Here is a 21,296-nt window from a genome sequence, read left to right on the forward strand (position 1 = left end):
TATTAACCAAGCCAATTTTTAAAATCGGACACCTTTTCTCTGCTTACGATCACCTCATCTTCCTTATAAGTAGGCAGAATAATCTTTAGTCGAGAGTTGCTGTACACCACAATTTCCTTTATTGCCTTTAAAGAAATTATAAATTTTCGGCTGATTCTATAAAAATCTTTACTGTCAATTTCCTGCTCTAAAAGTTCCAAAGTACCATCAATCAAATAATCTCGATTATCAAAAGTGTGAATATAGGTTCCTTTATTTTCACTAAAAAAACATTCTATTTCATCTGTTGAAATTATTTTTAAATGCTGTCCTATTTTAACTGTGAATCTTTTTTTGAATGTTTTCTCAAAAGGATTTGCAAACATTTTTTTAATGTGTTCAAAGTCCAGTTGCAAAGATTTTTTTCCTACAAAATTTACAGCTTCAAAACGGTCTTTGAATTTCAAAACAGCTGTCTCCAAATCATCTTCATCAATGGGTTTTAAAAGATAATCGATGCTGTTTAACTTGAATGCTTTTAGCGCATATTCATCATAGGCTGTAGTAAAAATAATGGCGCTTTTAATGTCTATATTTTCGAATATTTCAAAAGACAGACCATCCGATAATTGTATGTCCAAAAATATTAAATCAGGATGTTCATTTTTCGAAAACCACTCTATTGATTCCTCTACAGAATGCAGCATGGTTTCTACTGAAATGTTCAGTTTTTCAAGTTTTCTCTGTAAAAGTCTCGCTGCAGGTTTTTCGTCTTCTATAATTAATGTGGTCATTTTTTGGATTCTGTTTAATGGTTATAAAAAGTAATGCAGATTTCAGAAAGCAGAAGCAGTTTATATTATTTCTACTATCTAAAACAGTTCGCCGCTATCTGCAAACTATTTACTGATAACTGCTGTCTTGAAACTTTCTTTACTCCCATTTATTTTTATTCTCTTTTTCTTTTTCCATGATTTTTTGAATTTTCTTTTGCTCCCAGTCATTATTAAAAAACAAATCCGGTCCAAAAACTGATATTCCGTGGATCGCTAAACCTATTCCCCAAAATAACGCAGTCGAAAACGTATGCCAATTCCAAAATCCTGAACCACCAATAAAATCTCTATTATAACTGGATATGACAATAATTATATTTACAATAATGTAAACTTTTAAATGCGAATAAAATCCTTTTATTCTTTTTACCTTTTTGTATGCTATGTTATAATTTTCATCTGTACTAAATTCTCGTGCATCTTCTTCGAACATGCGTCTTGTAAATCGTCCCATTTTATATCTAGTTTATTATTGCCACTTATTTTTATTCTCTTTTTCTTTATCCATAATTTCTTTTATTTTTCGTTCTTCCCAATCTTTTCCTAAAGTTGGCAAAATCTCAAAAACTTTCAATCCATGAAAAAGAACTCCCAATCCCCACCACATCAAAGGCCAGTAAAACCATAAATGATCCGGCGATGTCAACAGATTAACAACAAGCAAAACTGTATTTACTACAATAAAGGAAGCTAGATTTCCGTAAAAACCTTTAATATTTTCTACTTTCTTTTTTGCCAAATAATATTTATCCTCTTCATTATAATTAATTTCCATAATTTCTCTTATTTATATTTTTTAAAAAAAGTTCTTCAGCTAACACTGCAAATATTTATTCCCATTTTTGCTTATTATTTTCTTTTTCCAAAATCTCTTTGATTTTTCTCTCTTTCCAATCTTTATTAAAAAAAGGAGAATAATTAAAAGTTTTCAGGCCATGGAAAAGCAATCCGATTCCCCAAAATAACAACTGCCAGTAAAACCAATAGTCAAACCATAAATGATTTGGAGAGGTAACGCTATTAACAACAAACAAACCAATGTTGATTAGTATAAATGAGAATAAATGACCATAAAACGCCTTTACTTCTTCTACTCTTTTTCTTGCTTTAGAATAGGAGTCTTCATTTTTAAAATTATTTTCCATTTTAATATTTAAGTTTTAAAGTACATCCGATATAAAAAGAATTCTGAAAATTTATTTGCAAATTCCTTACTTCTCTTTTTTTAGAATCTTTTGTATTTTTCGCTCCTCCCAATTATCATTATATACAAAAACTTTCAGAGCGTGTATAAATAAAGGAACAGTACTGCAGACAATCGAATACCAAAACCAATGGAATTCAGGAGTAAACTTCAAGTTAATAAAAATCACACAAGGAACTATACTGAAATACACCACCAAATGCCAATAAAAACTTATGATTTTTTCTACTCTTTTTTTTGCTCTAGAATAGCGGATTTCATTTTCAAGATTATTTTCCATTTTTTTAGATTAAAAAAATTACTTCCAGTATTGATTATTGTTGTCTTTCTCCATGAACTCTCTTATTTTTCGTTCTTCCCAATCGGTACTATAACCAAAGACTTTGAAAGCATGCATTACAATTCCGAATCCCCATCCTAAAGCAGAAAACCAAAACCACTGAAAACCTGGTGAAAATTTTAAATTTATAAAGACTAAAAAAGGAATTACACAACAGTATGAAATTATATTTCCATAGAATCCTTTTAATTCTTGAACTCTCTTTTTAGCTCTGAAATATGCTTTATTTTCATCGCTGTAATCTGTACTTGTTTCCATAACACTAATCTGTTTTGTTAAAATTGGAATTCTTACTGTAAATGTTTTTTCATTTTGTTCTATCAAAACATTTCTGTTTGTTATAATTCCGTAGCGGTCTACAATGTTTTGCAACCCTACACCCTGCCTGCTTTGTATTACTTCTTTCTTTTGAAAATCATTTTGTATAGCCAGATAGTCTCCATCGACAAATATTCGAATATTTAAAGGTTTCTGTTCACTTACCACATTGTGCTTTACCGTATTTTCTAAAAGCAATTGCAAGGAAAGTGGCACTACTTTGGCATCTGGGCTTATAACTGTTTCCGGCAGTTCATAAAATAAGCTGTTCTCGAAACGCATTTTCAAAAGATTCATATACGTTTTTGCAAAAGACAGCTCTTCGGCAACCGAAACCAATTCTTTGTCTTTCTGCTCTAAAACATAGCGGTAAATTTTGGACAAAGAAGTAGTAAAGCGCTGTGCATTATCCGGATTTTCTTCGATTAAAGAACTTAAAACATTCAAACTATTAAAAAGAAAATGCGGATCAATCTGATTTTTTAAAGTTTCAAATTTTGCATTTGCTGTTCCAGCTATAATCCTCTGCTGTGTCACTTCAGATTTTGAGGCCTGTTTCCACTTTACCATAAAGCTTCTGGCCTGCATAAAAGTAGAAACTCCCAAAGATAAAATGATATAAAACAAATGTGTCCATAACATGTTTTGATTAAAAAACTCTTCTAAGGGCATTTTTCGCAAAATGATAAAAAGGAAATAATTAATTCCTAAAACAGCCGGTATAGTATATAAAAGAGTAGCTATTACTCCATAATAAACCCTCAAATTCGTCTGTTCCAGCCAGTCCCATTTCCTATCCAAGAGAAGGTTAACAAAGCCATTACCAAACCCTAATCCAAAAGAATACAAAGAACTTAAGACAAATGTAAGAGCAATGTTTTTTAAGCTAAAATCTTCACCTAAAAAAGCTGAAAATATGACTGTAAAAACCATAGAAAGCTTGAAACACATGATTGTTGCGCTTTTCAATTCTCCAAATGTATTTCTATACTCTTTCATTTTTAAGTAGGCTTAAAATATTATTATTGTTTGAGGTCAAACATTACGCAGTTTTCAATCCATTCACTTCGAAGCTGATCTTCCAGTTAATTCCAAATCGATCATTGACAATTCCATAATAGGATCCCCAAAACGTTTCATTCATTGGCACTCTCACTTTACCTCCTTTTGAAAGTCTTTTAAACAGCTTATCCGCCTCTTCTTTTTTATCGGTATTAATTGACAGCGAAAAACTATTATAGGAGAAAGTTTCTTTGTGCGCTGCAGCATTGTCAGACCCCATAAGTGTTGCCGTTTTGCTAATGGGAAGAGAAACATGCATAATTTTATTATCCTGCTCCTTAAAAAGGGATCTATCAGTCTCTGGTACGTCTTTATAACGCCCTATATAATGAAATTCCACTTCAAACACAGCTTTATAAAAATTGAACGCTTCTTCACAATTACCGTTGAAATACAAATAGGGATCGACTGTTATCATAACTGCTGCTTACTATCATTTAATTGTTAAAACTAGTTTTATTTTTTACAATTTTTCTGAGATTCCAGAGCTCTTTCTAAACCCCATTTTGGTGAGAAAGGCGTTGCGGGTTTAAAAGTAGCAAAAAGTTCGACAGCTTTATCAACCTGTACACATAATGGTTTTGTATCTACACCTGTCCATTTTGCTCCTCCCAGCTGATAATCTGCTTCGCCAAAAACAATTCTCGGATTATTTGGGTCAATCGCTTTTCCTTTTGCATAAGCTTCCATTACTTTCACAGAATATTTTTGACCGTTTGTCATTGGATCAGCCACTACCCATGCCGTGTAAATCAATGCCTGCATCGCATACAATTCTGCATTGTTTTGATCTTTTATCATTTCAATATCAAGAGCATCCTGCGCTTTTGTAAGCATCAAATCTAGTTTTGTTTTATCTTTTTCTGTAAAAGCACCTGTTGTATTAATTAAGGCTACATAATAATTTGGCAGATAACTGTTTTTTTCAGCAGCTGCGATTCTTTCAAACATTGCTGAAGCTTCTGTGTTTTTTCCTTCTCCCCAAAGTGCGAAAGCTTTACTCATTCCTTGTTCAAATTGTGTTTGTGCAGATAATAAACTGCAGATAAAAAAAGCGATTGTAGTGATAATTTTGGTCATAATTTCTAGTTTTTTTTTAATTAGTTACTAAGTTACTGAGCCGCTAAGACTCTAAGTTTTTTTTTGATGATTGAAACTGTGTTGTTAATTTATACTTCAAAAGTATATCGGATTTTATTCTTTTAAAATTAAACAATACCGAACTGTTGATTTTGACAGATGAATTGCTTTTTTACAGATTCTAAATTTCTGAGTTACTAAGATTATAAGTTTTTTTCTTAGCAACTTAGTAACTCAGAATCTTAGCAGCTTTACAAATTCTTCAGCTGATTATCGTTTTTATTATCGCTGATTGTCCAGAAAAAACCAATAAAGAAAAATCGATCAGCAGTTGGTGTAACTGCCTGTCTGTTATACACTCCGCTTGCATCCGGTAATCTTGCATAATCGTATCCGAAAACGTTTTGGTTTCCTAAAACATTCGAAATAGATACATAAAGAATTTTTTGTGTTGTCAATAAATACGCCCAGCTTAAACTCAAACTGTTATATGATTTTGTTTTTCCGTTCATAAATACAGTTTCATTTGGGTTGTTATAGGGTCTTCCTGAACTGTAGCTATTGGTTAAACTGATCTGCGATTTCCAATCAGTTATGAAATATTTTGTAACAACAGATAAACTGTTGGAAGCGATAAAATTTGGAGTTGCCATGGTTGGAAAATTTTTATAATCTCTTTCCGAATCGATATACGAATAGGAAATCCAATATTCTAAATTTTTATACAAATTACTGTCTCTCCAAAATATATCCAGCCCTTTTGCATAACCAGAACCATTATTACTGAAAAATGAATTGTATTGGATATCTTTCGAATCATACTGCACCAAATTGCTGTAATCCTTGTAATAAGCCTCGGCTCTAAAAGTCTGCCCAGGTTTTGTAAACTGATAATTCAAAATATAATGTTTTGCTTTTTCGCTTTCAAACTGATGGTATTTCGAATATTTAATATAATCGACCACCGGAGCTTGAGAAAAATCACCATAAGCAAAAGAAAACTGGCTGTTTTTAGAAACTTTATAGGCAACTGAAGCTCTAGGAGCAATATTAGTTTCCTCCAATAAGCTGTTATTCGAAAGGCGTAAACCAACCTTTAACGCTAAATACTTAGAGAAAAGAATATCACCTTCGGTATAAAAAGCGGCAATGTTCGAATCGTATCCATTTGAGGCTTGAATCGCAATATTATCATCAAACTTTTCATTGAATTTTGTAATAAAATAATCTGCACCAAAAGACAACCCAAAATAATTCGAAACATGTTTTCTCAGCTTCAGTTTCAATTGCGCCGCATTTTCCTCACTGTCAACATCACTATTATTATATTTCACTTTATTACTGTTATAGCCATAACTCATTCCCGAAGTCAAATGCCACCCAGTCCCAAAAGCCCCGCTGTAAGAAGAATTCAGATAAAAATTATTATTGTTTAAATCGGTTCTGATTTTTTCCTCGAAATTTATATTTTGCTGATTCAAATCAAATTTGGACGAATCGAATGCAGCATATAATTTAAAAATTCCTCTTGCAAAATGATAACGATAAACCGATTCACCAGATAAGGACTGGTAAGGACTGTTCCAATCTACATTCTGAGGAATTACTGCCTGATATGGCGCCAGATTCATATAATAGGTATTGACACTCAACGAACTTTTTTTCCATTTTTGGGTATTTCCCACCCCTAACCCAACAGTCATAAGGGCAATATCTGTTTTATTTTGATCCGGTTCATCCTGAGTATTCAAAAGCAGGACACTTGATAAAGCTTCACCATATTCAGCAGAATATCCTCCAGTAGAAAAAGCAATTCCACTGAACAAAAATGGAGAAAAACGGCCGCGTGTAGGTACATTATTAGTTGATGCCCCATACGGCTGCGCTACTCTAAGACCATCTACAAAAGTCTGGGTTTCACTCGCCTCTCCCCCGCGAACAAACAAACGCCCATCTTCACCAACAGTCTGCGTTCCAGGCAATGTCTGCAAAGCTGCAACAATATTCCCTGCTGAACCAGCTGTTGTCACAATATCTAATGGTTTAAGAACAGAAACTCTGGCTTTATTCCCAGACTCTAATGTGCCGGCTGTGATGACAACCGCATCAAGAGCATTTACATTTTCTCTTAATTTAATTGTCTGCCCTTTAAAATTAGCCACATCAATTTCTTCTTTATAGGTATCATAAATTAAAAAACTCACTGTCAAAAATTGATTTCCCACTGCTTTTGTTTCAAAAGAAAACTCTCCGGTTTCAGAGCTTGTCGCGCCATCATAAGTCCCTTCAATGTAGATATTGGCTCCAGCAATTGGTTTCCCTTTTTCATTGGTTATTTTACCCGAAATGGTATTTTGTGAAAATAGTGCGATACTAAATAAAAAAGAAGCTGCTAAAAAAAATGTTTTCATGATTTTGGTTTTGATGAGGCAAATGTATTTTAACAGTTTTAGTTAAAAAATATTTAAAAACCCAATTGTAGAAATTCAAGGATGAGTTGTCAATTACTTATTTGTATCTTTAGCTTTTGAGTTTAACTAGAAATTATTGTATATGCTGGAAAGTAAAAGAATTTCGAAACTATATCAGTCCATTTATAATGGCAATCCGTGGCTTGAGGTAACCTTAGAAAACACTTTAAAAGATGTAACTGCAGAACAGGCTTACAGGAAAATCAACCCAAATTTAAACACAATCTGGGAAATTGTCCATCATCTTATACAATGGCGGAAAAATATTTTGAGGCGTGTTCAGGGAGAAACAATCATAACGCCTGACCATAATTATTTTGTACCAATAATAGATCCATCCGAAGTAGCCTGGGCACAATCACTGCAGACTCTGGCAAAATCTCAGGAATCATGGAATGCCTTTTTTGAAGAATTTGATGATGCTGATTTTGACAAAATATACGTCAATAACAATCATACTTATTATGAGCATATTCATGGAATTATCCAGCATGACACTTATCATTTAGGGCAGATTGTCATCTTAAAAAAAATGCTGTAAAGAGTTAAAAATATAATTCAAAACAATTTAGCCATGAAAAATAACATTCTTTTAATCGCATTTTTGTGCCTGACAGCAATTGGCTTTTCACAGGATGTAGAATCGAAATATGATGAAAAACTGGCAAAATCACTAAATGCTGATGAGCGCGGTATGAAGCCGTACGTTTTTTGCATTTTGAAAACCGGAAGTAACACCACAGCCACCGCCGAAGAAAAAACCAATCTTTTCAAGGGACACATGGACAATATAGGTAAACTTGCAAAAGAAGGAAAACTTGTTTTGGCCGGTCCTTTCATGAAAAACGACCGAAACTACCGAGGTCTTTACATCTTTAATGTTGCAACAGTTGAAGAAGCCAAGGCACTGGTAGCAACTGATCCCGCTGTAAAAAGCAATCTTCTGGAAGCAGAACTGACACCTTGGTACGGAACTGCTGCATTGATGGAAACATTGAAGATTCATGAAAAATTAACCAAAAACAAACTATAGTTTTTGTTCAAACTATAAAAAACACCTACCGAAGACTGTAAAAAACGACCGAAGCAGGCAATTGTCTGTCCGAAAAGTGTAATTGGTAGTCCGAAGACTGTTTGACGAAGTCCGAAAATCTTTTGATGGAGTCCGAAGTCCGTTTGACGAAGTCCGAAGACCTTTTGACGGAGTCCGAAGACCTTTTGACGGCACTATTTTTCTCTTCGGATGCCCTATTTTACTGAGCGGAGTGTAAAAACCATTGAAATGAGAAGAAATTACGTTTTACAGGTTTGTAACTTTAAATTTCTATATTTGAGAAAAGAATAAAAACGCTGCAAACTTTTGGTTATATATCAAATTTTTGGTGTATATCTGAAAGTTTGTATTGTATATAAACAAATTACCCAACATTTTGAAAAAAACAGTCTTCATCTTTAATATTATTTTTAGCACATTAATTTTTGCTCAAAATACTGAATCATTAACTCAGCATGAAAAAGAGTATAATGATTTGATAAATTACATCCCAAAAAATATTAAATCTGATTCAATTATTGAACCTGAAAATCGATTTCTAAAGGTCGAGTTAAATACAATATGCAGTTTAATAATTTTCAGCGGAATAAGATCTGAATTAGAAATTAATGAAACTGACAATAAATGGTTAGACAATAGAATTGAACAAATAGCAACTGCACTATTTCTCGATGGAAAAAGAATCTTGATTAGTACTGTTGGCGGTTATTCAGGCTGTCCAGATAAGAAGATTGATACTCTTTATTTAAATAATATAAAAATTACAGATTTAAAATTCTGTCATGGTTGTACAGATAGGTACCTAGACGAAAAATTCATCGAAATATTTAACAAAAAAATGTATTCTTTGATGAAAATTGAGCCACCAAATAGGAAAACGAGCTCATTCTATGGAGAATATAAAGGTCGTAATAAAGATAAATTTGAAATGAAATTAGTTCTAAAAGATGATAGAACGTTCAAATTTTGGTTAAATAAAGGACATGGTTCGGATTTCACCGAAGGCTTATGGAAAAACGAAGACGATTTACTGACTTTAAACTCGAAAATTTTAAGTAAAAATGATGAAATAAGCACAACAATATCTAGCGCAAAATGGATAAATTTCAACAATTTAAAATTTAATTTAAAGAAGAATAAACTAATTGAATTAAATGACCAAAAGCGAAAATTAAAAAAAGCAGTTGAATAATAAACACAGGGGTTACAACCGTTTTACAAGGAACTTATCTTTAACTGCAATAATCCGTTACGAATTTTGCGACTTTTCCAAGCACTGAAACGTCACAATCTCCGCCATAAAAGTTTTTTAATAATTCTAAAAAAAACAAAAAAATGCCACACCTTTTAGCAAAACTCCGCAACGTCCCTTTTGAAACCATCAAACAGATTTTAGAAAATGACAAAGCTTTTCATGCTACAGAAGAAATGTATCTAGAGCATATTTGGCAGAATGCCGATGATGAAAATGAAGTGCAATTTCTGTTCAGAATCAATTCTATTGAGAACACTAAAAAGTTAATTGAAAAATTACATAGTAAAGCATTGGAACAAGATCCAAAAGCAAATCTGCCTAACATGACCTATTTAAAATGATTAAATTAAACAAAATACATCACATTGCTGTTCTTTGTTCCGATTATGAAAAATCAAAGCATTTTTATACAGCTGTTTTAGGACTTACAATAGTCCAGGAAATCTACCGCGAAGAACGGCAATCCTACAAACTCGATTTAGCACTGAACGGAAATTATATTATTGAATTATTTTCTTTTCCAGCCCCGCCAAAACGCCCGTCTAGACCAGAAGCTGCCGGACTGCGACACTTAGCTTTTGAAGTAAATAACGTGGAAGAAACAAGACAATATATATTGAATCAAAACTGCACTGCTGAAGAAATACGCATAGACGAATTTACTGATAAGAAGTTTTTCTTTATCGCTGATCCAGATAACACTCCTATTGAATTTTACGAGCAATAATTGCCATTTTCTCAATTTTAACATAATAAAAGGAGTCTTTTTTAGGAGAATACCGCATTGATTCTTTAATTTTGCGAAACGTATAAACTTTTTACGCTTTACAAAAAACACTTCTGATGAATAAAACGGCCAAAATCAAAAAAAATCATCAATTTATAGTTCTTAGAAAATTAATAATAGTTTCAGCTTTAATTGGTTTTCTTTCTGCTTTTTTAGGAATTACATTAAAAAGAATGACGGAATATTACGAAGGTATTTTTCTTCGAGAAGTTAGTTTAAATCCAATCTATTTAGTAATCTTCCCTATTTTCGGATTGTCTATAATTTATTTTTTAAGAGAATATCTTTTTAAGAAAAAAGAAAACAAAGGCATTAAAGAAGTTTTTGAAAGTACCAAATCGACTTCAAAAAACTTGCCTTCCTATAAAATTCCATCCCACTTTATAAATGGATTATTGACTGTCATTTTTGGAGGTTCAACAGGAATTGAGATTTCTACAGTTGTGGCCACTGCTACAATTGGTTCAGTAGCACATCAAAAAGAAAATGTTTTCCGCAAATACAAAACAGAATTAATCTGTGCTGGAGTTGCAGCCGGAATCACAGCTTTATTCAGCAGCCCGATAGCCGGAATTTTATTTGCTGTAGAAGTTATTTCCCGAAAAGTGACACGAGCTTATGCTATTTCAACAATTATTGCGGTTTCTATTGCTTTTGCTTTGCTTTCTGTTTTAAAAGAAGAACCTTTATTTACTGTTTCAATTACGACTTGGCATCTAAAAGCGATTCCTTATTTTATCCTTTTAGGTATTTTGGCCGGTATGAATTCAGTGTATCTTACCCGATGTGTATTATTCTTTAAAATGCAGTTCGCTAAAATAGAAACACATTACTATAAAATAATAATAGGTTCCATTGTTTTGAGTGTTTCGTTATTTATTTTTCCGCAGTTATATGGAGAAGGATATCACTCTATAAAAATGATTTTTGGTAATGCATCTCAATTGCCATTAACAATAACATTGGCCGTAACTTTCATCGGAATTTTAATTCTAAAACCAATAGTAACTTCAATCACATTAGTTTCTGGAGGTGATGGCGGTGTTTTTGCTCCGAGCCTTTTTATTGGCGCTTTTTTAGGATTACTGCTTTCATCTGTTTTAAACACCTATTTTAACACACAGGTAATTCCTCTAAACTTTATGATAATCGGAATGGCTGCTGTTTTAAGTGCCAGTATTCATGCTCCTTTTACAGCAATATTTTTGGTCTGCGGACTAATTAATGATTATACATTATTTGTTCCTATTCTTGTAGTTTGTCTGATTTCAAAATATACTGCCAAAATGATTTATCCATTTACAGTGTATTCCTATTCTCCAAGTTTAATAAAATAAAAGCATGCCGATTCAAAAAATTAAACGAAGCTATCGCAAAACTAAATACATTCTTTACAAAGAAACGTTAGTTGATTTTAAAGAGCATTTTTGGTCTTTTCTTGGATCGTTTGTCGGCATCGGAATTCTAGCTTACATCCAATCTATCCATTTTAAAGGCAATGATGCTGTATATTTAATTGGATCTTTTGGAGCTTCAAGCGTATTGATTTATGGTATTATTCAAAGTCCGTTTTCACAGCCAAGAAACTTAGTGGGAGGGCATTTAATATCAGCATTAGTAGGTGTTACTGTCCATAAATTTGCTCCCGATATTATCTGGATTGCTGCTCCCCTAGCCGTTTCGTTTGCTATTATTTTAATGCAGATAACTAAAACACTTCATCCTCCCGGAGGAGCAACGGCACTGATTGCCATCATTGGTTCAGATAAAATAAAAGCCTTAGGATATATGTACGTCTTATCACCTGTTCTAGTTGGTGTATTAATTTTGCTTGTCACAGCTTTGGTTTTTAATAATATGACGCCAAACAGGTATTATCCAACTCATAAAAAATACCACAAACTTAGAAAGAGAATTTCGAGAGCAATTAGAAGCTGATTGACACATCTTTATTCCCAAATTTTTTTCTGCAATTATTATTGTTTGACATTTTAAATGTTATTTTTGGTAAAACTAATCTCACTTAACCAAAGCCCCCTTAAATGAAAAACAAAATCTTCCTATTATTTTTGTTTGCAGTGCAAACTGCGTTTAGCAGCAATATTACTGAAAACCAAAAACTTGCCACCATCTGCAAAGTATGGGGATTTTTGAAATATTATCATCCCAATGTAGCCGATGGAAGTAACAATTGGGACGAACAGCTTTTTACAATTTTGCCTCTAGTTGAGAAGGCTCAAAGCCAAGAGGAATTTTCATTGGTTTTAGAGAATTGGATTAACAATCTTGGTGAAGTAAAAGAAATAGCACCAATCACTAAGCAAAAAAATGTTGAGTATTTTGATAAAAACTTTAATTTGTCATGGGTTACTAATTCAAAGGTATTTTCGAAAAGTCTTTCAAAGAAACTCAAGTTTATTGAAAAAAACAGATACCAAGGAAAACAATATTATGTGCAATATGATCTTGATAATGGTAACATTTTACAATTTAATAATGAAGTCAAATATGCAGATTTTAAATTGACGGATAAAAATTTATGCATTTTAACGCTTTTTAGATATTGGAATTACGTAGAATACTTTTTTCCATATAAATATCAAATGGATCAAAAATGGGATATCACTTTAGAAAAAATGATTCCTCTTTTTACGGCTGCCAAAAATGAAGACGATTTTTACGACGCAATGCGAAGACTAACCGTTAAACTTAATGACTCTCATGTTGTGTTTTATAGATACTCAACCCCAGGCTCAAACAAAATCCTAAATTATTTTCCAGCCAAATGTAAAATCATTGATGAAAAAATAGTTGTTACAGAAATTCGGGCAGATAGTCTGGCAGAAGCTCAAAATATAAAAATAGGTACTGTCATTACTAAGGTAAATAACAAAACGATAAAAGAAATTATTGCAGAAAATAGAGGTTTAATTCCCGCATCAAATGTAGCTGTTTATCTAGACAGATTAACGGAATCCGCATTATCTGGTTATTCAGATAATGTTCAGTTAGAATTTCTTCAAAACGGAAAATATATAACAAAAACTATAAATTGGTATAATGAACACGATTCTCACAGAAATGAATATAAAAAAGGTGCCAAAATCAAAAAAGAAAAGTTTAAAGTTTTAGACAATAATATAGGTTATGTTGATATGGAAATTTTACAGGCTAAAAATGTTCCTGACATGATAGAAACCTTACAATCAACAAAAGCCATTATTTTTGATATCAGAAATCATCCAAAAGACACTAATTATGCAATAGCTGAATTCTTAAATCCAGAACCTAAGGAATTTGTTAAGTTTATTGATCCCGATTTAAGTTTTCCAGGTAGGTATATTTGGAGAAATGGCATTGAAACATGTGGAAGAATTAACCCGAATTATTACAAAGGGAAAGTAATTCTTTTAGTAAATGAAAAATCCATCAGCCATTCTGAATATTCGGCAATGTGTCTAAAAACTGCTCCTAATGCAACAATAATCGGCAGTCAAACTGCAGGAGCTGATGGTGCAAATGCATGTTTTCAAAGTAATGGATTTCAAACATGGTTTACTTGCTACGGTGTTTTTTATCCCGACAAAAAAGAAACACAAAGAATAGGAATTGTTCCAGATATTGAAGTAAAACCTACGATCAAAGGAATTCAAGAAGGAAAAGATGAAGTTTTAGATCGTGCTTTACAATTTATTAATAAAGGAAAATAATTAATTCAGGATCTAATTGAACTTGTTGTTTTAGGCTTACAAATTAAATAAGCTATTAACCAGCAACTTGTATCAATTGATCTATATCTATTTAAAAAAAAAAAATGCAGTTATTATTGTTTGAAATTTAAAATACTTTTTTAATAAAACTAATGTCATTTTAAACCAAAATCCCCCATAAATGAAAAAAATATTTTTCTTGCTATTATTTGTTATTACACAATCTACAATTAGTAGTAACAATCTTACTGAAAACCAAAAACTTGCCACCATCTGCAAAGTATGGGGATTTTTGAAATATTATCATCCCAATGTCGCCGATGGAAGTAAAAACTGGGATGAACAGCTTTTTACAATTTTGCCTCAAATAGAGAAAGCACAAACCAAAGAAGAATTTTCATTAGTTCTCGAAAACTGGATTGCTTCACAAGGTGAAATTAAAGAATATGAAGCCAATAAACCAGATTCAAAAGTAGAGTATTTTACTAAAAATTTAGATTTAAAATGGCTTGAAGATTCTAAAGTATTTTCTAAAACACTATCAAAAAAGCTGAAGTTTATTGAAAAAAACAGATTTCAGGGAAAACAATATTATTATACTTCAAATCCTTATATAAAAGTCACGAACGAAATTAAATACGCTGATTTTAAGTGGACAAATAAAAACCTCCGCCTCTTAGCCTTATATCGTTATTGGAATCAAATAGAATATTTTTTCCCATATAAGTACAAAATGGATGAAAAATGGGATGTTGTTTTAACTCAAATGTTACCAAGATTTATAAATCCGGAATCTGAAAAAGATTTTGTTTTAGCCATGCGCGAAATTTCGATAAAATTGAATGATACACATTCTCATACCACTTCCAGACTTATGTTTGAAGGAATGTTCGGGAGCAAATTTTTGCCAATCAATATTAAGATAATTGATAAAAAAGTGATTATAGCGAGTTTGCTGAATGATTCAATTGCTAAAGTGGATGATTTAGTTGTGGGAGATATTATAACTAAAGTTGACGGAAAAACAATCGACGAGATTATTGATGCAAAGAAAAATATTGTTGAAGGTTCTAACGATGCTGCTATTAGGAAGAATTTTAATTTACATATTTTTAGCGGAAATACCAACACAATTGAAATCGAATTTATTAGAAATGAAAAAACAGCAACAAAAATAGTCAAACGTTATGCTTATCAAGATTTAAAAATTCAATTTCCAGAGAAAGAAAAATGGAAGCTTTTAGAAGGTAATATAGGATATATTGATGTAGAATCAATTACCGCTGCTGAACTTCCAAATGTTATGCAACAGTTTAAAAACACCAAAGCTATAATTTTTGATGCCCGATTTTATCCACAGGAAGATGCTATAGAATATGATATTGCAGGATATCTGTATCCTCAAAATCAAGTTTTTGCAAAGTGTATTAATCCTGATTTGACTTGTCCGGGACGATATATTTGGATGGAAGATCATAATACAGGGAAAACAAATCCTGATTATTTTAAAGGGCAGGTTATTATTTTGCAAAATGAAAAGACACAAAGTCATGGAGAACATCTTGTAATGTGTTTACAGGCAGCTCCAAACGCAGTAGTTATTGGAAGCCAGACTGCAGGTGCTGATGGAGGTATTTGTCAATACGAAATCATTAAAGGATTCACCACAACATATACTGGTTATGGCATGTTTTATCCTAATAAAAAAGAAACACAAAGAATAGGGATTGTTCCAGATATTGAAGTAAAACAAACAATCAAAGGAATTCAAGAAGACAAAGATGAAGTTCTGGATAGAGCTTTACAATTTATTAATAAAGGAAAATAATTAAATCAAAAAAATCATGAAAAAATTAGCACTTTTAATACTATTCACAATTAGTATAGCGGGATATTCACAATCATTGGATTGCAGTAAGTTCAAAAACGGAAAATTTTATAATACAAATTTTCCTAGCTCCAATTTTGTTATTAAAGACACAATTATGGAAGATTTTAATGATGACATCCTTTATTTTGCTTGGACTTTAAAATGGCTAAACGATTGTGAATATGAAGCTGTTTGTAGTAAAAGCACGAATGAATTTATTACAGTTGGAGATAAAATGATCGTAACAGTCAAAGTTATTGATGGCGACTGCTTCGAATTTACTAGAAAATTAATAGGTAAAAAATTTGGTGATGGTTCGGATACAAAAAGTTTTTATAGCTGTATTAAAAAAGATTAAGATAAACAACATGAAAAAATATCAACAGCTGCTTTTAATTATTCTAATAAGTATAAGTTCTATAGGGCAAAATATCGTACCAAATATTTCTGCCAGAGTGGATACTTCCAAGGTTGCTATTAAACAAGTATATCATCTGTACAAAAATTATCTTAATTCAAGGCCAGATAGTATTTATCAAAATCCAAATTGGAATGTTGATGAAGCTAAGTATTATGTAAAAAACAAATTAAGAGCTGATAGATCTTCCAATTTAATGTTTTATTATAGTAATTCAATTAAGTATTTTAGTTCCTACCCACCTAAGATACTGCAAATTGACAGCATTGACATAAACAGATACCAAGTCAAAACTATTTTTGAACAAAAATGTCCAGATGCTGAAGATGACAAATACACTCCTGACTATATTACTAAATTATATGCAGTAAGAGATAGTAAAGGAGAATTTAAATTAGAAAACACCATCTCTTATGACACCCGAAAATGGAAAAAATATCAGTACAAATTCATTAAATATGTAGTTCATCCCGATTGTAATTTTAACAAAGATGAAGCTGCTAAGTCGGTAGCTTTTTGCGAAAAAATTGCAAAACAATTTAACATTAAAGCAGAGCCTTTTACTTATTATCTGTTGCCCAATCCTGATGCAATGGGTAAACTCTACAATTTTGATTATTGGATGTCTTATTTAGGCGGTCAAACATTTACTTCTACAAAAGAGATTTTTACCACTTACGGAAAGGCATATTTTCCTCATGAATTTGTTCACATGCTATTCCCTGTACCAAAAGATGGTGATGCAGGATGCCCAATGATTGTTACAGAAGGACTGGCAACTTGGTTAGCAGGACCTGGAGGCAATACCACTTTTGAAGAAGCTTTAATAGGAGTTTCAAAAACATTTCAGAAGCAAGACAAAGTTACCTTTGAGGATATTATGACTTTTAAAATTCGCAACGAATTTGACAACTCTATTTTATATGTTACCGGTGGTGTAATTTGTAAACTCATATACGAAAAACAGGGTGAAAAAGGAATATGGGAATTGTATAATTGTAGTAAAGCTAGTTTTGAATCGGTTTTAGAGAAACAGTTTCAAATGAGTTACAAGGAAGTGGAAACGTTAGTTATAAAGACTATCAAAGAATATAAGCCGAAGAAATAAGAATCGATAAACAAAATCTTTTCAACAAAACCCAATTCCTGAATTTAAAATCTAAAATTAAACTTTACATTTGCTCTTTCAATAAAAACAAAGATTATGGTTTATAAATTCAGAGTCATTCTAGATGCCGAAGAAGACATTTTTAGAGACATAGCAATACTTGCAGAAGACACTTTAGAAGATTTACACAATGCTATTTTCAATTCATTTGGTTTTGACGGAATGGAAGTAGCTTCTTTCTATACTTGTGATGAAACCTGGAATCAGGAAGATGAGATTCCTATGTTTGATACCGGTGACACACCAGGCGAACAGAAAATTATGAGCGACTATGCATTATCTGATATATTAGACGAAGAAAACACTAAGATCATATATGTTTATGATTTTATTAATATGTGGACTTTCCTTGTAGAATTGGCAGCGATTGAAGAGCAGGCTGTAGGTCATACTTATCCAGAAACATTATTCGCCCATGGTGAAATGCCCGATGAAGCTCTGGAAAAAAACTTTGAAGCCGATGATATGCACAATGACATCTACGATGAATTTGAAGATGATTTAGACGAAGACGATCTTGATATGTTCGAAGGTGACGATAGTTTTGAAGACTACGGCTTTGAGGAGAATTGGAATTAGTTTTTTTTAAAGTTGCTAAGATTTAAAATTGTAAGTTTATATTTAAATTATAATAACTTAAAAGCTTCGAACTAAAAAAATGAGCAACTTTAGAAAACTTTTGGTTTGGCAGAAATCTATGTCGTTGACCACAAAAATTTATGATAATACTAAATCTTTTCCAAAGGAAGAGATTTTTGGTTTAACATCACAATTAAGGCGATGTGCAATTTCAGTTCCAAGTAACATTGCAGAAGGATTTGGCAGAGATAGTAAAAACGAACTTATAAGATTCCTTAATATTTCTGTAGGTTCTTTATTTGAACTACAAACGCAATTAGAAATTGCAAAAAATATACATTATTTAGACGAAGAAGAATTTAATAACCTATATGAGGATAGTCGAGAAGTAGAAAGGATGCTAATTGCTTTTATCAAAAAAATTAAAGACAGCAACTAAAATTCAGAAACTTTAAAAAAACTTAGAAACTTCGCGACTTAGAAACTCAGAAACTTTAAAAAAATGATCAACTTATACAACACGCATATTGAAACCTTATCCATACACCGTGTGGGAAACATGAGTCGTAACGAGCCTCTATTTTTATCTGAAGAACCTTTTAAACTGAATGATGAAATTGTTCCTTTAATGAAGGAATTTTTCTTTAAATCATTCAAAGAAAAAGAAGAAAACTATTTTCAATTTGCACACGAAGTAGATTTAGACTACAATGATATGTTTAAATATGCTACGGAGATTTTCAGTAATCCAAATTCGCTGCATGATGTTTCAAAAAAGATAACCAAGCATCTTTTTGAACAATCCAATCACCCACATATTAAAAACGGTGAAGTATATGTAACATATTTAACCAATTTAAGCATTGATAATAATGTAGTTGATGCTATTGGTATTTTCAAAAGTGAAATCCAGTCTGACTTTTTACAGTTTGAAGAAAAAGAAACACAATTGGAAATGATTTTACAGCATGGTGTAAGCTTGAATAAACTTGATAAAGGCTGTTTGATTTTCAATTATAAAAAAGAAGAAGGATACAAAATCTTATCAGTTGACAGTAATCGTTATGATGCTAGATATTGGCTAGAGCATTTCTTATCAGTAGATGCTTTTGAAGATGAAAACTTTATTACTAAAAAGTATTTGAAATTCTGCCAGAACTTCGCCAAAGATGTTGTTTTCCCAGCTGAGGACAAAAAAGAAGAGGTAATGTTTATGAACCGTTCTGTAAATTACTTTGCCAAAAATGATCAATTTGAAGAGACAAATTTCCTAAACGAAGTAATAGATAATCCAGACTTGATTCCTGAATTCAAGAATTACAAAATGGATAAGGGAGAAAAATACAGTATCGAAGATGTAACTTCATTCCCAATTGCTAATGCAGCTGTAAGTGATGCTAGAAAATCTATAAAAAATGTAATTAATCTGGACACAAACATTCAAATCAAAATGGATTTCATTAATCCAGAAAGTGCAGAGAAATTTGTTGAAAAAGGATGGGACGAAGAAAAACAGATGTATTATTACTTAGTGTATTTCAATAAAGAACAAAAATCTTAATTTGGCTTAAATAATAGAATTTATTCAAATAAAGATTAGACATTATAATTTGTAATCCTCAATTGCTTAAGTAATTGAGGATTTTTTTTAACAATAAACTCTTTAGATAGAACAAAAACAACAAATTTGTAAGATTTAAACTTCTTTAAATTAAAAAAAGTGTTTTTTATCGATTTTATTTGACAAATGATAAAATTTAATATATGTTTGTTGAAATTTATATCCCCCACATTATGAGCTTATTAGAATTTATGTCAAAATTTGTTGACAAAAAAACTGCATGTTCCATTTTTGGTCATAAAATAGTGACTGTCAGAAACGTAACAAACCATTTTAAAGAATACAAATGCACAGTTTGTCAAGTAGAATTAACAAACGATCTGCAGGATAAAAAAACATTTTTAACTCCACAGTTAAAAGAAATAAATGAGACTTTATCAAATCATTTCAATCGAAAGAATTTTTCTTCTCTGTAATAGTTAGGTAAATAAAAAAACAATATTGAAAGCATTTTTAGTTTTAAAAATTGCTGTCAAAAATATTGGTGTTTTTAAAGTTTCGAGTAATGTATTCAAATGCAGCAGCCATAACCTTGCCCATTGATTTTGCTTTTTTAAAATTAAGATCCAGCGTGTAGTTATAAAGCTCCATTTTTAGGCGTTCCAGATTTTCATCTGTCGAAATAACATCATCAGCCATTACTTCCATTAGCCGTTCCGTTCTACTCCCAGCAGAAATAATTCTTTTTGCAAGTAGTGCTCTTTCCTCATATTTATACTGCTCGATAGAATTTATCTGAAGTTTATCCTTTATCATCATTACCATTGGATAATTTTCCTTGAAAAACTGAGGACGATAGACCTTCAAATTACCCTCAAAACACTGCTGATCAAAATCAATTGCCCTAATTTTATACACAACCTGATCAAAATCGTGAATTGGAATCACAACATAGTTATACGCTCTCATATCTCCCAAAAGCCGTATCATACTTCGTTCGTTAAACTTCACAAATTCCTTTGAAATCTGAGCCTTTTCAGTTTCGCTGCACTTTTTTAGATTTTCCTTAATAAAAACATCACCGGCAATTCCCATAATGTGCTCTTCGACCAAAGTATCATTATAAATAAGGTAATTCATTTTGTCGGGCGACAAAAGATGTTCCAATTCCAAACCATAAATCCTTGATGCATCGGCCTTTTTTACATAAAAATGAGTGTAATTGTCGTTTAGTATGTTTCGGATTTTTATTCTAAAAGGTTTTGAGTTTCCAAAAGTGCAATAATCAATACAGTCAACATTTAGATATTTTATTATATTGGAGTTACCATCAGAATGCAGAAGAGAATAAATTTTCTTCAAGGTCAAATCAATATCTGCCCGCTCAAATTCGTTATAATAAACCCGTATCCATAAAGTATCCACATCATTCTTGTCATAAACATTTATAGATCCTGAGAAACGCAATAAATCGCCGTAGACAATGGGTACTTTCGAAATTCTATCGTATCGTGCCAGATAATTTAATAAATTACTATTTATCGGATAGGTCGGTTTTTTAAAAACCATTAACTTCTCATCACTCATTGTAAATAAATTTACTG

25 protein-coding genes are annotated in these 21,296 nt (G+C 31.7%); 15 read left to right on the forward strand and 10 right to left on the reverse strand.

The features are described 5' to 3' along the window. Positions 1-2 precede the first annotated feature (2 nt). From C8P67_RS04405 to C8P67_RS04445, 9 genes are all read right to left on the reverse strand, one after another. Entirely contained in the window at positions 3-773 is a 771-nt protein-coding gene (locus C8P67_RS04405; protein WP_115810795.1) for a LytR/AlgR family response regulator transcription factor, read from the reverse strand. Between the two features lie 139 nt (positions 774-912). Then, a complete protein-coding gene (locus C8P67_RS04410) occupies positions 913-1,269 on the reverse strand; it encodes a 2TM domain-containing protein (protein ID WP_115810797.1) in 357 nt (118 codons plus the stop codon). Between the two features lie 15 nt (positions 1,270-1,284). Next, entirely contained in the window at positions 1,285-1,590 is a 306-nt protein-coding gene (locus C8P67_RS04415; protein ID WP_170141407.1) for a 2TM domain-containing protein, read from the reverse strand. 55 nt (positions 1,591-1,645) lie between these two features. After that, on the reverse strand, positions 1,646-1,960 hold the full coding sequence (locus tag C8P67_RS04420; RefSeq protein ID WP_115810801.1) for a 2TM domain-containing protein: 315 nt from the start codon (positions 1,958-1,960) through the stop codon (positions 1,646-1,648). Positions 1,961-2,026: 66 nt separating this feature from the next. Next, positions 2,027-2,299: a 2TM domain-containing protein gene (locus C8P67_RS04425; protein WP_115810802.1), complete on the reverse strand. Its 273-nt coding sequence runs from the start codon at positions 2,297-2,299 to the stop codon at positions 2,027-2,029. Positions 2,300-2,317: 18 nt separating this feature from the next. Next, on the reverse strand, positions 2,318-3,676 hold the full coding sequence (locus tag C8P67_RS04430; RefSeq protein ID WP_115810803.1) for a 2TM domain-containing protein: 1,359 nt from the start codon (positions 3,674-3,676) through the stop codon (positions 2,318-2,320). Between the two features lie 43 nt (positions 3,677-3,719). Beyond that, complete coding sequence (locus C8P67_RS04435) at positions 3,720-4,157, reverse strand: VOC family protein (RefSeq protein WP_115810804.1); 438 nt, start codon at positions 4,155-4,157, stop codon at positions 3,720-3,722. Between the two features lie 38 nt (positions 4,158-4,195). Further along, on the reverse strand, positions 4,196-4,819 hold the full coding sequence (locus tag C8P67_RS04440; RefSeq protein ID WP_115810805.1) for a hypothetical protein: 624 nt from the start codon (positions 4,817-4,819) through the stop codon (positions 4,196-4,198). A gap of 251 nt (positions 4,820-5,070) precedes the next feature. After that, positions 5,071-7,230 carry a TonB-dependent receptor gene (locus C8P67_RS04445; RefSeq protein WP_211319885.1) on the reverse strand — a complete coding sequence of 720 codons (2,160 nt, stop codon included), beginning with the start codon at positions 7,228-7,230 and terminating at the stop codon, positions 5,071-5,073. Between the two features lie 142 nt (positions 7,231-7,372). On the opposite strand from C8P67_RS04445, the gene C8P67_RS04450 reads away from it, so the two are divergent. The 15 genes from C8P67_RS04450 (at position 7,373) to C8P67_RS04515 (ending at position 19,692) form a co-directional block, all read left to right on the forward strand. After that, entirely contained in the window at positions 7,373-7,831 is a 459-nt protein-coding gene (locus C8P67_RS04450) for a DinB family protein (protein WP_115810807.1), read from the forward strand. Positions 7,832-7,864: 33 nt separating this feature from the next. Next, the gene (locus tag C8P67_RS04455) at positions 7,865-8,323 is read left to right on the forward strand and encodes a YciI family protein (RefSeq protein ID WP_115810808.1); all 459 of its coding nucleotides are present in this window, start codon (positions 7,865-7,867) and stop codon (positions 8,321-8,323) included. An 82-nt stretch (positions 8,324-8,405) separates the two neighbouring features. Beyond that, positions 8,406-8,561, forward strand: a complete 156-nt coding sequence (locus C8P67_RS22060; RefSeq protein ID WP_170141408.1) for a hypothetical protein — start codon at positions 8,406-8,408, stop codon at positions 8,559-8,561. Positions 8,562-8,720: 159 nt separating this feature from the next. After that, positions 8,721-9,536 carry a hypothetical protein gene (locus C8P67_RS04460; protein ID WP_115810809.1) on the forward strand — a complete coding sequence of 272 codons (816 nt, stop codon included), beginning with the start codon at positions 8,721-8,723 and terminating at the stop codon, positions 9,534-9,536. A 143-nt stretch (positions 9,537-9,679) separates the two neighbouring features. Continuing rightward, positions 9,680-9,940 (forward strand): hypothetical protein, encoded by a 261-nt coding sequence (locus C8P67_RS04465; RefSeq protein WP_115810810.1) that lies wholly within the window; start codon positions 9,680-9,682, stop codon positions 9,938-9,940. Continuing rightward, positions 9,937-10,326 carry an SMU1112c/YaeR family gloxylase I-like metalloprotein gene (gene gloA2, locus C8P67_RS04470; protein WP_115810811.1) on the forward strand — a complete coding sequence of 130 codons (390 nt, stop codon included), beginning with the start codon at positions 9,937-9,939 and terminating at the stop codon, positions 10,324-10,326. The genes C8P67_RS04465 and gloA2 overlap by 4 nt, the downstream gene beginning before the upstream one ends. Positions 10,327-10,442: 116 nt before the next feature. After that, entirely contained in the window at positions 10,443-11,723 is a 1,281-nt protein-coding gene (locus C8P67_RS04475; RefSeq protein WP_115810812.1) for a chloride channel protein, read from the forward strand. Positions 11,724-11,727: 4 nt separating this feature from the next. Next, entirely contained in the window at positions 11,728-12,324 is a 597-nt protein-coding gene (locus tag C8P67_RS04480; RefSeq protein ID WP_115810813.1) for an HPP family protein, read from the forward strand. A 104-nt stretch (positions 12,325-12,428) separates the two neighbouring features. After that, positions 12,429-14,096, forward strand: coding sequence for a S41 family peptidase (locus C8P67_RS04485; RefSeq protein ID WP_115810814.1), 1,668 nt, complete (start codon positions 12,429-12,431; stop codon positions 14,094-14,096). A 181-nt stretch (positions 14,097-14,277) separates the two neighbouring features. Continuing rightward, positions 14,278-15,924: a S41 family peptidase gene (locus C8P67_RS04490; RefSeq protein ID WP_115810815.1), complete on the forward strand. Its 1,647-nt coding sequence runs from the start codon at positions 14,278-14,280 to the stop codon at positions 15,922-15,924. A 16-nt stretch (positions 15,925-15,940) separates the two neighbouring features. Then, complete coding sequence (locus C8P67_RS04495; RefSeq protein ID WP_115810816.1) at positions 15,941-16,324, forward strand: hypothetical protein; 384 nt, start codon at positions 15,941-15,943, stop codon at positions 16,322-16,324. Positions 16,325-16,334: 10 nt separating this feature from the next. Next, positions 16,335-17,492, forward strand: coding sequence for a hypothetical protein (locus tag C8P67_RS04500; RefSeq protein ID WP_115810818.1), 1,158 nt, complete (start codon positions 16,335-16,337; stop codon positions 17,490-17,492). A gap of 96 nt (positions 17,493-17,588) precedes the next feature. Continuing rightward, the gene (locus C8P67_RS04505; RefSeq protein WP_115810819.1) at positions 17,589-18,131 is read left to right on the forward strand and encodes an IS1096 element passenger TnpR family protein; all 543 of its coding nucleotides are present in this window, start codon (positions 17,589-17,591) and stop codon (positions 18,129-18,131) included. A gap of 79 nt (positions 18,132-18,210) precedes the next feature. Further along, positions 18,211-18,570, forward strand: coding sequence for a four helix bundle protein (locus C8P67_RS04510; RefSeq protein WP_115810821.1), 360 nt, complete (start codon positions 18,211-18,213; stop codon positions 18,568-18,570). Positions 18,571-18,633: 63 nt separating this feature from the next. Continuing rightward, complete coding sequence (locus tag C8P67_RS04515; RefSeq protein WP_115810822.1) at positions 18,634-19,692, forward strand: nucleoid-associated protein; 1,059 nt, start codon at positions 18,634-18,636, stop codon at positions 19,690-19,692. A 519-nt stretch (positions 19,693-20,211) separates the two neighbouring features. On the opposite strand, the gene C8P67_RS04525 is transcribed toward C8P67_RS04515, so the two are convergent. Continuing rightward, a complete protein-coding gene (locus C8P67_RS04525) occupies positions 20,212-21,279 on the reverse strand; it encodes a hypothetical protein (protein ID WP_115810825.1) in 1,068 nt (355 codons plus the stop codon). Positions 21,280-21,296: the final 17 nt, after the last annotated feature.

This window comes from Flavobacterium aquicola, from assembly GCF_003385115.1.
In the GTDB taxonomy this organism is placed as follows: domain Bacteria; phylum Bacteroidota; class Bacteroidia; order Flavobacteriales; family Flavobacteriaceae; genus Flavobacterium; species Flavobacterium aquicola.